The sequence below is a fragment of the Desulfamplus magnetovallimortis genome, assembly GCF_900170035.1.
GTDB lineage: Bacteria > Desulfobacterota > Desulfobacteria > Desulfobacterales > Desulfobacteraceae > Desulfamplus > Desulfamplus magnetovallimortis.
Genome location: NZ_LT828605.1, coordinates 1 through 963, shown reverse-complemented (window position 1 = coordinate 963; position 963 = coordinate 1). Strand labels below are relative to the sequence as shown.

Here is a 963-nt window from a genome sequence, read left to right as displayed (position 1 = left end):
TACTTTCAAATCATAAACTTTGTTATTTTCAATGCATTCAATAAGTCTGGTATCTTTAAATTTATCAAACAGAGTTTCAGGAAAGTGGTTTGTTACGGCATAGAGGTTGATATTGTTTTCATCTTTAAGGTTTTTCATTTTTTTGTAGTTTGTAAAATGCCCATAAAGCTCTTCAAGTGCAGCCATATTGAAGATTTCCCGAAAGGATTTGAATGATATAAGATTGTGTTCATTGAGATTTTCAAATCCCTCATAGTAGTCAGGATTAACGTCAACAAACATGACAGATGAGTGTTTTCTGACAATGACCAAATCAAGAAGCTGTCTTTTTAAAGACAAATCAACCTCAACCGTTACCTCACATCCGAGTTTTTCAAAAAGTGGTGTCATCATTAAGCCGAGCAGGCGATGCCAGGCGGTTCTGTCTTCATTTTTTGTTTCCGTGTTATTTTCCATAAAATTACTATAATCATAATGGTTTATTTTTACAAGATACCATGTTTTTCAGCGTGTTTTTTGATATGGGAGTTTAGTTGATCCGTGAAAATCCGCATGACACCATTGCTCTTCTTTGAAAAACCCATAGTTTTGAGGAATTGAACGACAACACAAAGGGAAAAGAAAGAGCGAATGTAGCCACGGACAATAACACGATCAAATGACCTGTAGTTGAATTTGATTTTTTCAGCGAACTGGGTTACAAAGGAATTGTTCATGGGTTCCTCTAATTGATGAAGCTGGTACTCCATCAATAAGCGAATAAGCCAATTACCCATGAATAGTCAATATTTCGGATGGTTAACGCAGGATTTAAACTTTAGTTCGTTAAATCTATGTGCAATATAGCAGTTACAAAAAAGTGTTTTATTCTTGATTCTCAGGTTTATCTCTCAAATTAGTTCTGCTCCCCGCATTATCTCAGCAAATTCAGGATTTTTTCTTGAATATTCTCTCAATACTCTC

2 protein-coding genes are annotated in these 963 nt (G+C 34.8%); both read right to left on the bottom strand.

All coding sequences use genetic code 11. The annotated features are described in order from the left end of the window. Positions 1–456: hypothetical protein (locus MTBBW1_RS27215; RefSeq protein WP_222424203.1), on the bottom strand; the 456-nt coding region annotated here is incomplete at its 3' end. A gap of 29 nt (positions 457–485) precedes the next feature. Beyond that, complete coding sequence (locus MTBBW1_RS27210) at positions 486–716, bottom strand: hypothetical protein (protein ID WP_186441758.1); 231 nt, start codon at positions 714–716, stop codon at positions 486–488. Between the last annotated feature and the right edge of the window lie 247 nt (positions 717–963).